Below are 12,344 nucleotides of genomic sequence, written 5' to 3' on the forward strand. Positions count from 1 at the left end.
GCGGCGCTCTCCACATACCCAACGGCAGCTTTCGCCTTCACCGCAGCGATCCCGGCCTCCACCTCACGGGACCCGGCCAGAATCTCCAGGCAACCATCCGCCAACCCAGCCAACGGATCAGCTGCAGAAAAAGGCACCGCACCGGCCCCATCCACCACGGCATCAACCTCTGCATTCAGCACGGCAAGGGCAGTCTTGATCTCCTCAAAAGCCCTTGCCACCGCTGCCTTCCCCATAAACCAATCATGGCAAGGGGGTACGACAATCAGGATCCATTACGGAGAATTCAGCTCAGGCCGGCATCCCACGCTCCAGCAACTGCTCCAGCCCCTGTTTGAAGCCGGACCTGCCACCGTGGGCGGGATGCCGGATCTTCGGTACGTCAAGGCCGCTGCGTTGCAGACTGTGCTGGGCCACATTACCCACCGCCACGATGGTACTGATGCCGAACAGTTCCGAAAGCTCCTGCCAAAAAGGCGTGCCGAGCTTGGTCTCGGCGGGCCTGGGCGTGCGGTTGGACAAGGGCTTGCCTGGCTGATGCGTGTGCCAGGGAAAGGCACTCCACAGCAGCGGAAGGAAATCCACTTCTTCCAGGACTTGCCAGAGCACGGTTGCGGTGGGCTCCGCGGCAACCCCCGCGGCTTCGGGCGGCAGCACGTAACCCTTGCCGGGACCGAAAAGCCCGAAGCTGTTGGCGGTGCCTCCGAGGATGACTCTATTGGTGAAGGGCACTCCGGTGATACGCATGCCCCTGAAACCCGGCGCCTCACCCACCAGCAGTACCTTGGGCCGGCGTTCCAGCATCTCCTGCAGGTAGAGCTCCAGGTTGTGCCGCCGGAGCGCATTCTCCGGAACTGCGTGGTTGAAGAAGTTGGTGCAGGCAGGCCCCAGTTCCACGGCCGCAAGCCGTTCCACAAAGACGCTGACGGAACCCGTCACCGGCACGCTCCCGGGGCGACCGGCTACCAGCGCGGGTGGATGGCCTCGCGGAAGTAGTGGTCGTAGATCCAGCGGACGCCTTCGTCGAACTCCTGGCCAACGCTGACGGCTGCCGCGGCAGCGTTTGACTGTGCCTGTTCGACGTTGCGGGCGCCGGGAATCACGGTGCTGACACCGTCCTGCGCCGCGATCCAGGCGATGGCCGCCTGAGCGGTAGTGGCGCCCTCGGGCACCAGCTGCTCGAACTCCTTGACCGCCTTGAGGCCCAGCTCGTAGTCCACGCCGGAGAAGGTCTCCCCGACGTCGAAGGCCTCACCCTTGCGGTTGTAGTTCCGGTGGTCGTTTTCGGCGAACGTGGTCTCCTTGGAGTACTTGCCGGACAGCAAGCCCGAGGCAAGCGGAACGCGGGCAATGATTCCCACTCCTGCAGCTTTGGCGGCCGGCAGGACTTCGTCCAGCGGCTTGAGCCGAAAGGCGTTCAGGATGATCTGGACTGACGCGGTTCCCTCGTGCCGTATGGCTTCCAGGGCCTCGTCGCTCCGCTCCACGGACACGCCGTAGTTACGGATGGCGCCTTCGGCTACAAGGGTGTCCAGGGCGTCGTACACCTCATTGTTGCTGTACACAGGCGTGGGCGGGCAGTGCAGCTGGACCAGGTCCAGGGTGTCCGTGCCCAGGTTCTTCCGGGACCGGTCAACCCACTGGCGGAAGTTGGCCAAGGTGTAGTTCTCGGGGCGCTGTTCCATCCGGCGGCCCATCTTGGTGGCCACGGTGACACCGAGGCCCGGGTTCTCCTTCAGAAACTTCCCGATGGCCTGCTCACTCTTGCCGTCGCCGTAGACGTCGGCGGTGTCAAAGAAGGTGACTCCCGCTTCCACCGAGGCCGCCAGGATGGCCTGCGCCTGGGCGGGGTCCACATTGCCCCAGTCCGCGCCGAGCTGCCAGGTACCGAGCCCGACGACGGAGACGCTGCGTCCGGTCTTGCCTAAAATCCGCTGTTCCATCCCCCGACTATATGCAACGATGCATCGCGGGGTCAGATCCGACCCCGGGATGCATCCTGACAAGCTGAAGTGTGACCTGCCGCCGGCCTAGGTCGGAACGTGGTCCAACCTACGCACCAGCCCCGCTTCCTTCAGTCCCAGGTAGATCCGGTCACGCGCGATGGGCAGTGACGCGAACCGCACTCCTGTCGCGTTCCGGATGGCGTTGGCAAGCGCCGGAGCTACCGGGTTAAAGGGGCTTTCGCTCATGGATTTCGCCCCCAGTGGCCCTACCTTGTCATTGGTGTCCGCGAAGTACACCTCGCTGCGCGGCACGTCCGCGAAGGTAGGAATGTGGTACTGCCGCAGGATGTCCGTGGTGACCTTCCCGGCGTCGTCCACCACCACTTCCTCATACAGCGTGGCACCCAGGGCCTGGGCGATTCCGCCTTCAATCTGTCCACGGCACTGGCGGGGGTTGACCACCACCCCGGCGTCGGCGGCCTGCACGCTTTGCAGGATCTTCAGCTCGCCGGTGCAGCGGTTCACCGCCACCCGGAAGCCGTGCACATTGAAGGCTACCGAGCGCGGCGTACCGCCCCAGCGGCCTTCGGCGGCGAGTTCGACGCCGGCTTCCGCGGCGGCCTGCGCCAGTTCAGCCAGTGCCACGGGGGTTCCGTCGACCACCAAGGCGTCGCCGTCGAGGACGCACGCGGACGCCTGGGTTTGCCGGATCCCGGCGGCAAAGGCGCGGATCCGGACAGCCAGCTCTTCCGCCGCTGCCAGGGTCGCCTTGCCGGCCACCACGGTGCCGGCGGAGCCGAACGCACCGGTGTCGTGCTCCACCAGGTCGGTGTCGGACTGCCGGACCGCCACCCTGGATGCCTCCGTGGACAGCGCCGTGGCCGCGAGCTGGGCGTGCACGGTGGTGGTGCCGTTGCCGAACTCGGCGGTCCCGACGTCGGCCTGGTAGGTCCCGTCCGGCAGGAGCCGGACGTGGGAGTGGGCAAAGTGGCCGCGCGGCGGGACGGTGTCGATCATGGACAGGGCGGCGCCTTCACCCACCATCCAGTCGGGGCCAAGATCGGCCAGGCCGGCCTCCCGGTAGCGTGCCTTGCCGCGGTCCAGGGCGTCCCGGACCAGGTCAAGGCATTGGTCCAGTCCGTAGCTGCCGTAGTGGACGTCCTCTTCGGGATCCGGCCGGGTGGACAGCATGTGGTCGCCCTCGCGGACCATGTTCCGGCGCCGGAATTCCAGTGGATCCATGCCGATCCCGGCGGCGAGCTCGTCCATGGCGGACTCGATGGCGAAGATCATCTGGCTCAGCCCGTACCCGCGGAATGCGCCGGACGGCACGGTGTTGGTGTACACCGAATGCGCGTCCACTTTCTTGTTGGCACAGTTGTACACGGCCAGCGATTCGCCGCAGCCATGGAACATGACACCCGGTCCGTGGTTGCCGTAGGCGCCGGTGTTGGTCACGACGTCCAACTCAAGCGCGGTCAGACGCCCTTCCCTGCTGGCCCCGGCTTTCAGCTTGATGGTGAACGGATGCCGGGTGGTGGTGGCGCTGAACTGCTCGGTGCGGGTCAGTTCCAGCTGGACCGGCCGCTGCAGCTTCAGGGCCGCGAGCGCCACGAGGTCCTCGGTAAGGACCTCCTGCTTGCCGCCAAATCCGCCGCCGACGCGGCCGGCCACCACATGCACTTTGTCGTCCGGCAAACCGAATACCCGGCACAGGGTGCGGCGGACCAAGAACGGGACCTGGCTGGATGTGCGGACCTGGAGCCGCCCTTCGGTGTCCACCGAAGCGATGGCCGCGTGGGTTTCCAGCGCCACGTGCTGCACCCGCTGGGTTTGGTAGGTCTGTTCGTGGGTAAAGTCGGCGGCGACGAAGCCGTCAGCCACGCTCCCCAGCTCCGAGTGCAATTCCGCCACCACGTTGCCGTCCGGCCGCGAGATGCGGGAGCGGGCGGCATCCTTGTCCCCGTGGACCAACGGCGCGCCGGGACGCAGGGCCTCCTGCGGCGAGAAGACGGCGGGCAGTTCCTGGTATTCCACCTGGAGCGCCCGCACCCCGGCTTCCGCGGCGCCCACCGACTCGGCGACGACGGCGGCCACCCGCTGCCCGATGAACCGCACCACGTCATCGAGCACCCGCGTATCGTCCGGGTCGTCGGTGAAGAGCTCGTGCTGGGCGGTGGAGAACAGCTGCTCCGGCGCATCCTCGTGGGTGAAGACCGCCACCACCCCCGGAATCTTCAGGGCTGCTTCCTTATCAATGGAGACCACCCGGGCGTGCGCGTGCGGCGAACGAAGGATCTTCAGGTGCAGCAGCGCCCGCTGCTGGTCCCTTGGGAGGTCCAGGGTGTAGCGGGCAGCGCCGGTGACCACTGCCCGGCTGGCAGGTGCCGGAACGTCGTCGCCCAACCGGCCGGGCGCCGGATCGGGCTGCCCCTCCCCCGCGATCCCGGACCCCGGGCCGGCCGGGTCGGGGTGGCCGGCGTTCCCGCAGACCGCATCGGCGATGGCACGGTAGCCGGTGCAGCGGCAAAGGTTGCCTTTGAGGTTCCGGGGCAGGTTCTCCTTTTGGTTCTCATCGAACGTCGCTGCAGTCATCACCATGCCTGCGGTGCAGAAGCCGCACTGGAAGCCCTGGCGTTCCATGAACTGCTGCTGGACCGGATGCAGCTGCCCCTCGGGACCGCCGGCGGCGGCTGCCAGCCCCTCGATGGTGGTGACCGAGTGCCCCTCGGCGCGGACGGCGGGATAGATGCAGCTGTGAACCGGGGTCCCGTCCACGTGCACGGTGCAGGCACCGCAGTCCCCGCCGTCGCAGCCCTTCTTCACACCCGTGTTGCCCTGCTCGCGCAGGAACGTCCGCAGGCATTGCCCCGGACGTGGGTCCGCGCCGGCAGGTGTTCCGTTGATCTCGATGGCCATGCTCAGGCCCCTTTCGGCAGTGCGGTGGTCCCGGCGGCCGGCCCATCGCCGGCCCGGGGCGGCCAGAAGTCGCCGGAGACGGGGATACCCTGCGCGGCGGCGGGAGCGGCGAGTTCTGCGCGGATTTCCTCGGCCAGCCGGTACGTCATGTCGCGGCGCCAGGCAGGCAGCCCATGGATGTCGTCGTGGTAGAGCGCGGCGGGGATGGCGTCGTCCAGGGCGGCGTCCAGCCGGTCTGCGTCCGGCACTTCCTCGAAGCGCAGCTGGACCGGCCGCTTGGTGGCGGCGGTGACCGTCAGGGTTAGGGAGGCGTCGCCGTCGAGCCGTCCGATGAGCAGCACCCCGGACCGGCCCAGGTTGCTCAGGGACAGGCGCCGGAAGGCTATGCGGGCGGAAAGGGCCGACGCCGGCAGGTGGACGCTTCGGAGCAGCTCGCCGGGTGCCAGGCAGTTTTTCGCGTCCCCCGTGACGAACTCCGCCACGGGGACGGTGCGCGTACCGCCGCCGGGCGTGAGGATGGCGGCTGTCCCGTCCAGCCCGGCGCACAGCGAAATGATGGGACCGGCGGGCAGCGAAGTGCAGAGGTTGCCGCCCACGGTGGACATGTTCCACACCTTGAAGGACGCCACGAAGGAGTCGCAGCACGCACGGACCAGGTCCAGCCCTTGCCACCTGCGGCCGGTCACCTCCGGGGAACCAGGCAGGGCGTACAGCTGCGCGATGGTGCAGGTTGCTGCCAGCTCAATCCCGTCTCCGGTGACGGTGATGGGCGTCCAGCCGGCGTCACCGAGGTCCAGCAGCCGCTTGAGCGGCCGCGGGCCAAACGCGTAGCTGCCGTAGGAAAAGAGGACCGTGCCGCCGGCAAGCCACGCGTCGCCGTCGCGCCATTGTGCGGGGTCGGTGGTGCGGACCACCGCCTCGATGGTGTTCATGTCCATGCGATCTCCTGCGTATTAAGGTCTGTGGGCGCCGGGGCAGCCAGGTGGTGATGGATGGTGCCGGAGGTTTCCCGCAGCGGCTGGCAGCTGGCTGCGCGGGTGCGCGCGGCGATCAGTTCCGCGGTGACGGATACCGCCACTTCGGCGGGAGTGACCGCACCGAGGTCAAGGCCGATGGGTGAGTGGAGCTGGGCGATCCGCTCCGGTGGAACTCCCGCGTCAAGGAGCTGCTCAACCCGTAGGTGGTGGCTCCGCCGGGACCCCATGGCGCCAACGTAGGCGAGGTCCAGGGCCAACGCCGTTTCCAGCAGGGGGAGGTCGACCTTGGGGTCATGGGTGAGGACGGCGGCCACGGTGCGGCTGTCCGTCCGGGCCGCCGCCGCTTCTGCTGCCAGGTAGCGGTGCGGCCAGTCGGTGACCACCTGGTCGGCGGCCGCGAACCGTGGCTGGGACGCGAAGGCCGGCCGGGCATCAACGAGGGTCACGTGGTAGCCCAGCAGCTTGGCCGCGGGGACCAGGGCGGCACCGAAGTCGTTGGCGCCGAATACCAGCATCCGCGGCGGCGCCAGCCTGGACTCCACCAGGATGGCCGGCTCCGCGGCAGGTTGCGCGTCGCCGGACTTGACCGGAGCGCATTCGCCCGGCTGCGGGAGCCGGACCAGCCCGGCACCGCCGCTGCGCACCAGGGATTCCACCTGCAGGGCCGGTTCCCCATGCAGCAGCGCTGCCAGCTCCGAAGATCCCGCCAGGCGGAAGGCACCCGGATCGGCGAGGACGACGGCGGCACCTCCTGGAGTACCGAGCAGCCGTACCAGCGCCACGGGGTGGGCCGGGCCCAGGCCGGCGAGCTGCAACAGGGCGGCCCGAAGCGGGTGCGTGGTTTTGCCAGGCACGGCGGCGGGTACGGGCTGGATCTGGATGCCCAGTTCTCCCCCGCAGGTGAGTCCGGCCGCGAAGGCGTCCGCGGAACTGAAGCCAAAGGACCCGTGGCGCGGGACGCCGTCGTCCATTGCCTCCCGGGCGAGCGCCACCACGGCGCCTTCCACGCAGCCGCCGGACAGGCTGCCCAGCACGTCACCGGAACCGGCGACCAGCATGGACGTTCCCACGGGCCGCGGCACCGATCCGGAAGCCGCCACGATCGTGGCCACGGCGAACTCCCGGGCTGCGAGCCGGGGCGCCCACGGGCCGAGCGAAGGGATCAGGTCAAGCATGGCGTCGCTCCTTCTTCCGCAGCGGTGGTGTCAATTGTCGGTCCTTCCGGGGGCCGGGCCAAGGGTTGCCCCGGCCCCCGGAAAGAATGGTCAATGCTTAGCCGCCCAACAGGGCGTTGATGGGCCCGCGGGCGAAGTACACCAGGAACCCGGCGCTCACCACCCACATCAAGGGATGGATCTTCTTCGCCTTGCCCGACGCCGCCCCGATCACCGCCCAGCTGACGAAGCCCACCCCGATGCCGTTGGCGATCGAGTAGCTCAGCGGCATGGTGACGATGGTAAGGAAGGCCGGCAGGGCCACGGTGAACTTGGTGAACTTGATCTCGCGGATCTGGGCCATCATCATGGCGCCCACCACCACCAGCGCGGCGGCAGCCACCTCGAGCGGCACCACGCTGGTGAGCGGGGTGAGGAACATCGAGCCGAGGAACAGCACGCCGGTGACCACCGACGCCAGGCCCGTGCGCGCACCTTCACCGATGCCTGCGGCCGAGTCGATGTAGACGGTGTTGGAGGATCCCGAGGTAGCGCCGCCCGCCACGGCACCGAAGCCTTCCACGATGAACGCGGACTTCAGCCGTGGGAAGGTGCCGTCCTTGTGGGCGACGCCGGCGCTTTTGGCCAGGCCGGTCATGGTGCCCATGGCGTCGAAGAAGTTGGTGAACACCAGCGTGAACACCAGCATGGTGGCTGCGAGTCCCCCGATCCTGGCGAAGGACCCGAAGAGGTCGAAGTGGCCCACCAGCCCAAGGTCCGGCGCCGACACCAGCTGGCCGGACAGGACCGGGGTGTTCAAGTGCCAGCCACCGGGGTTGGCGGCACTGGCGGGGCCGAGCTTCATGATTGCTTCCACGACGGCGGCCAGCACGGTGGTGCCGACGATCCCGATCAGGAGTCCGCCCTGGACCTTGCGTGCCACGAGGATGCCCATGGCCAGGAGGCCGACGACGAACACGAGCGTGGGCACGGAAGTGATGGAGCCGCCGTCGCCCAGTTGAACGGGCGGGCCGCCTGCCGTAGGCCTGACGAAACCGGAGTCAACGAAACCGATGAAGGCGATGAAGAGGCCGATGCCGACGGTGATGGCGGCCTTCAGTTCCTTGGGCACGGCCCGGAAAATGGCCGTCCGGGCGCCGGTAACGCCGAAGAGCACGATCAGGATGCCATTGATGACCACCAGGCCCATGGCTTCGGCCCAGGTGACCTCATGGATCACCGAGACGGCCAGGAAGGAGTTGATCCCGAGGCCGGCAGCGAGGCCGAACGGCAGGTTGGCGATGAGGCCGAAGAGGATGGTCATGACGCCGGCGGTGAGGCCGGTGACGGCACCCACCTGGGACGCGGAGAGCCAGCCGCCGGCCACATCGGTGGGTGCGTTGTCCGCGCTGAACCCGCCCAGGATGAGGGGGTTCAGGATGACGATGTACGCCATGGTGAAGAAGGTGACCAGGCCGCCCCGGAATTCGCGGGCCAGGGTGGAGCCGCGTCGGGTGATGTGGAAGAAGCGGTCAAGGAAGGAGTCCGCTGCAGGCGGGCGGGGCGTCTTTGACGCCTGCGCCAATGGGCGCGGCTCCTGCCGGGAGATGGCGGTTGGAGCCGAATGCTCCTCGTGGGAATGGTCCAGGATGGTCATTCCTGCCGCCTAGTAATCAATCCTGGATTCGAGCGTGTTCCAGGTATTGAACGGTTCCAGCGGGGCCGGGGCCTGGGGATCGACCAGCTCCAGCTTGGCGACCGGCATCAGGGAATCCCTGTCCTTGTTGTCGAAGTATTCGTAGAAGACTGCGTCGTCGAAGCCGACGGAGGCGGCGTCGTGCCGGTTCGCGGCGAAGACCACGCGTTCCACCCGTGCCCACAGTGCCGAGGCCAGGCACATGGGGCACGGCTCGCAGCTGGTGTAGAGGGTAGCGCCGCTGAGGTCGAAGGTGCCCAGCTCGCGGCAGGCGGTGCGGATGGCGGTAACTTCGGCGTGGGCGGTGGGGTCGTTGTCCGCGGTGACGCGGTTGACGCCGTCGAACGCCTGCCCGTCCGCCATGACGATCATGGCGCCGAAGGGGCCGCCGCTGTTGAGGACGTTGGCCGTTGCCAGCCGGATGGAGCGGGCCAAAAACTGTTCGGCCGTGACGGTGGTACTCATGATGCGACTTCCTTTTGCCGGGAAGCCTGTTGCCGTGCAGGACCAGTAAAACCAGGTGCGAACGGTTACCAGGCTTCAGCATGTGCTGTGAAGGTTAAGTTGCGCCTGGTAGATAGCTTCCCGGGTTTGGGTGCCCGCCTTTGGCAGAATCGAGATTAGCACCGGTTTGTGGGCCACGCCATACTTTTCTGGAAAATTTATTTCGCAATGTGAAATCGATGTTTCCAAGGCTTCACCCGGCACCCTTTCCAGCGTGGTCGCCGGGTCCCACAGGGCTGACGCGCAAAAGCCCAACTGCTAGCGTGACGGAATGACTCCGTCAAAGACGCCGGCCGAGGTCCTGGAAATCGAAGGCAATGAAGTCCGGATCTCGAGCCCGGACAAGATGGTATTCCCGGAGGCGGGCCTGACCAAGCTTGACCTGGTGCGGTACTACCTGGCGGTCTCGGAGGGGGCACTGCGCGGCGCCGGCGGCCGCCCCATGGTGCTCAAGAGGTTCCCCAAGGGCATCGACGCAGAACCGTTCTTCCAGAAGCGCGTGCCGGAAAACCACCCTCCCTTCATCGATACCACCACCCTGCATTACGCGTCAGGGACTTCGGCCGAGGAGGCGGTGATCAGGGATGCTGCAGGACTTGCCTGGGTGGTCAATCTGGGCTGCCTTGATTTGAACCCCCACCCAGTCCGGGCAGAAGACCTTGAACACCCGGACGAGCTGAGGGTGGACCTTGATCCCATGCCCGGCGTGGACTGGGCGCAAATCGTCGACGTCGCCTACGTGGCGCAGGAGGTCCTTGCCGATGCGGGACTGGTGGGATGGCCCAAGACCAGCGGGTCCCGCGGCCTGCACATCCTGGTCCGCATCGCCCCGGAGTGGTCGTACCCGGATGTACGGCTGGCGGCTGAGACCCTTGCGAGGGAAGTGGAGAACCGAGCACCCGGCCTGGCAACGGCACGCTGGTGGAAGGAGGAACGCGGCGAGAGCGTGTTCGTGGACTTCAACCAGAACGCCAAGGACCGCACGGTCGCATCCGCCTACTCGGTCAGGCCCCTGCCGGACGCCCGCGTGTCCACTCCACTGACCTGGGAGGAGATGCGCACCGCCCGCCCCGGACAGTTCACTGTTGCCACGGTCACGGAGCGGTATGCGGGGATCGGCGACCCGCACGCCGGCATAGACGGGGCGGTGGGGTCGCTGGACGGGCTGCTTGCGCTGGCAAAGGAACTGGGGCCAGCGGAAAAGGCTCCGCGCAGCGGCAACGGATCCGGCCGCCGGCAGTCCCGGATGCCGCTCATCGAGGTGGCCCGGACCAGGACCAAGCCCGAAGCGCTGGCCGCGCTCGACGAATGGAAGTCCCGGCATGCCGCCGTCGTCCATTCCCTGCAGCCGGCCGACATCCTGGTAGACGGGATGCGTGGATCAAGCTCGCTCTGGTACCGGGTGCGGGTGAACCTGCAGCATGTTCCCGAGGCCGACCGGCCACAGCAGGAGGAGCTCATCGCGGACTACGACCCTTGGGCCGGAAAGCAATGGCCGGGCCGCACCGGTTCCTGAGCGGCGGACCCTCAGCCTTGGGGCCGGCTTTTGGACCCGCCCGCTGCCGGGGTACGCAATGACTGCACCCACCTGGACAGGCGGCCCGTGAGACGCAGGCGGTCCTCTGGCAGATAGAGGTCGGGGTCGACTCCGCCGCCGAGCGGGAGGTAGAACTCCTGCGCACCCGCTCCTGCGGACGGCGCTGCCGGCATGGGCTGGTTTTCCTGCTGGAACATCGGAACCTCCTCTTTTCGTAATATGGAAATTTGTTTTTGCTATATGAAAATGCTAGGGCTGCCGGCCAATCCCGTCAATAGGTGCAGGACGGACCGCGGGCATCCCGCCGGTCACAAACGGAATTTTGATTCTGTGATGTACACCACCGCAGAGTCGGGGTACGCTGTTATGCAACTCGTGGCGCAGGTCACGTAACCTGGGAGCAGCAGGCAGGGTCGTAATGAGCTGGCATCAACGGATGCCGGCTCTTTTTTTGTTGGGTCGGCTCCATCGGAAACGCGCATGAAACGCGCGCTTAATTTCAGTGATGGAACCTAGGTTCCACTTACCGGAAGTTGGGAAAAGACCATGAGCAGCAAGATCATTCTCGGCAGCAACCAGTTCGGCAAGGCCGAGGTCCGGGTCGTCAAGATCACCCGAGACACGGACCGCCACCAGATTGAAGACCTCAATGTCACCTCGCAGCTGCGCGGCGACTTCGAGGCCGCCCACCTGGAGGGCGACAACAGCCACGTTGTGCCCACCGACACCCAGAAGAACACCGTCTACGCCTTCGCCCGCGAGGGCATCGGTTCCCCGGAAGCCTTCCTGCTTCGCCTCGGCGAGCACTTCACCTCGAGCTTCAGCTGGGTTGATGGCGGCCGCTGGGAAGCTGAGTCCTACAGCTGGAACCGCATCCAGGCCCATGGCAGCGAACACGACCACTCGTTCGTCCGCAACGGCCAGGAAGTCCGCACGGCAGTGCTGGTCCGCGACGGCGCTGCCGAGCACCTTATCTCCGGGCTGAAGGACCTGACCGTCCTGAAGTCCACCCAGTCCGGCTTCGTCGGGTACCCCAAGGACAAGTACACCACCCTGGCGGAAACCACAGACCGCATCCTTGCCACCGACGTCTCCGCCCGCTGGCGGTTCAAGGCCGGCACCGACTTCACATCGTTTGATTTCAACAAGAACTACGACGACGTGAAGAGCCTGCTGCTCGAAGGCTTCACCGAAAACTACTCACACGCCCTGCAGCAGACGCTGTTCGACATGGGAACCAAGGTCCTCGAGGCCCACCCCGAGATCGACGAAATCAAGTTCTCCATGCCCAACAAGCACCACTTCCTTGTGGACCTTTCGCCGTTCGGCCTGGACAACCCCAACGAGGTCTTCTTCGCGGCGGACCGTCCCTACGGCCTGATCGAGGCCACGGTCCTGCGCGAAGAGGCCGTCCCCGCCGAGAACGCGTGGACCGGTATCGCCGGCTTCTGCTGAGCCAACGCGGTGGCCGGCCCCGCCGCGACCGAGGTTTCGGCGGCCCGGCCACCCGCAACCCGCATTTCCTGCACCAAAAAACGCAGTTCCGTAAAACCGCAGTAGCCCTAAAACTTCGACGTTAGCCAGACAAAGTTAGCCAGACGAAGACGTCTG

At 66.8% G+C, this 12,344-nt stretch carries 10 protein-coding genes and 1 pseudogene; 2 read left to right on the plus strand and 9 right to left on the minus strand.

Going from position 1 to position 12,344, the window contains the following annotated elements:
* The 8 genes and pseudogenes from AC1DIP_RS04120 to AC1DIP_RS04155 all read right to left on the minus strand — a co-directional run.
* Nucleotides 1-236: pseudogene (locus AC1DIP_RS04120) on the minus strand (HNH endonuclease signature motif containing protein); the annotation flags it as partial.
* 55 nt (nt 237-291) lie between these two features.
* Nucleotides 292-939, minus strand: coding sequence for a uracil-DNA glycosylase (locus tag AC1DIP_RS04125; RefSeq protein WP_477732947.1), 648 nt, complete (start codon nt 937-939; stop codon nt 292-294).
* Nucleotides 940-962: 23 nt separating this feature from the next.
* The gene (locus AC1DIP_RS04130; protein ID WP_477732948.1) at nt 963-1,943 is read right to left on the minus strand and encodes an aldo/keto reductase; all 981 of its coding nucleotides are present in this window, start codon (nt 1,941-1,943) and stop codon (nt 963-965) included.
* Between the two features lie 87 nt (nt 1,944-2,030).
* Nucleotides 2,031-4,865 (minus strand): molybdopterin-dependent oxidoreductase, encoded by a 2,835-nt coding sequence (locus tag AC1DIP_RS04135; RefSeq protein ID WP_477732949.1) that lies wholly within the window; start codon nt 4,863-4,865, stop codon nt 2,031-2,033.
* Between the two features lie 2 nt (nt 4,866-4,867).
* Complete coding sequence (locus tag AC1DIP_RS04140; RefSeq protein ID WP_477732950.1) at nt 4,868-5,803, minus strand: FAD binding domain-containing protein; 936 nt, start codon at nt 5,801-5,803, stop codon at nt 4,868-4,870.
* Nucleotides 5,794-7,017: an XdhC family protein gene (locus tag AC1DIP_RS04145; protein ID WP_477732951.1), complete on the minus strand. Its 1,224-nt coding sequence runs from the start codon at nt 7,015-7,017 to the stop codon at nt 5,794-5,796. Before AC1DIP_RS04145 ends, AC1DIP_RS04140 begins: the two co-directional genes overlap by 10 nt.
* Nucleotides 7,018-7,114: 97 nt before the next feature.
* Nucleotides 7,115-8,653, minus strand: a complete 1,539-nt coding sequence (locus tag AC1DIP_RS04150; protein ID WP_477732952.1) for an NCS2 family permease — start codon at nt 8,651-8,653, stop codon at nt 7,115-7,117.
* A gap of 9 nt (nt 8,654-8,662) precedes the next feature.
* Nucleotides 8,663-9,157 (minus strand): nucleoside deaminase, encoded by a 495-nt coding sequence (locus AC1DIP_RS04155; protein ID WP_477732953.1) that lies wholly within the window; start codon nt 9,155-9,157, stop codon nt 8,663-8,665.
* Between the two features lie 310 nt (nt 9,158-9,467).
* On the opposite strand from AC1DIP_RS04155, the gene ligD reads away from it, so the two are divergent.
* Nucleotides 9,468-10,712, plus strand: a complete 1,245-nt coding sequence (gene ligD, locus AC1DIP_RS04160) for a non-homologous end-joining DNA ligase (protein WP_476207231.1) — start codon at nt 9,468-9,470, stop codon at nt 10,710-10,712.
* An 11-nt stretch (nt 10,713-10,723) separates the two neighbouring features.
* On the opposite strand, the gene AC1DIP_RS04165 is transcribed toward ligD, so the two are convergent.
* Nucleotides 10,724-10,930: a hypothetical protein gene (locus AC1DIP_RS04165; protein ID WP_476207233.1), complete on the minus strand. Its 207-nt coding sequence runs from the start codon at nt 10,928-10,930 to the stop codon at nt 10,724-10,726.
* A 349-nt stretch (nt 10,931-11,279) separates the two neighbouring features.
* On the opposite strand from AC1DIP_RS04165, the gene pucL reads away from it, so the two are divergent.
* Nucleotides 11,280-12,188 carry a factor-independent urate hydroxylase gene (gene pucL / locus AC1DIP_RS04170; RefSeq protein WP_476207235.1) on the plus strand — a complete coding sequence of 303 codons (909 nt, stop codon included), beginning with the start codon at nt 11,280-11,282 and terminating at the stop codon, nt 12,186-12,188.
* Nucleotides 12,189-12,344 lie beyond the last annotated feature (156 nt).

The sequence above is a fragment of the Pseudarthrobacter sp. 05T312 genome, assembly GCF_056396685.1.